Source organism: Bacillus cereus, from assembly GCF_002567495.1.
Classification (GTDB): domain Bacteria; phylum Bacillota; class Bacilli; order Bacillales; family Bacillaceae_G; genus Bacillus_A; species Bacillus_A cereus_AQ.
On record NZ_NVAP01000135.1, the window covers coordinates 1 to 308 of the forward strand.

Here is a 308-nt window from a genome sequence, read left to right on the forward strand (position 1 = left end):
GTGAGATTTGCTTTCCTTTTTGACGTAAGACAAACGTTACTTTCGGACTTCCGTATAAACAACGCGATTCTAGGAAAATGCGGTGGATTTCTTTGGTTATTTGTTCTCTCTGTATTTGCCTGGGGCTTTTGGTGTGATGTTTCCATTTGTAATATCCGCTTCGGGATACATGTAGAACTTGGCACATCTTCTCCACTCGGTATGTGAAGCGGAGTCGATGGATAAATTTAAATTTTACCGATGGTCTTTCGCGAAGAAGTGCATCGCCTTTTTTAAGATTGCATTTTCTTCCTCTAAATCTTGAATAC

At 39.9% G+C, this 308-nt stretch carries 1 protein-coding gene; it reads left to right on the forward strand.

Annotation, left to right across the window (positions count from 1 at the left end; all coding sequences use genetic code 11):
* On the forward strand, positions 1-207 hold a 207-nt coding region (locus COK05_RS31580), incomplete at its 5' end, for a hypothetical protein (protein ID WP_218010114.1).
* Positions 208-308: the final 101 nt, after the last annotated feature.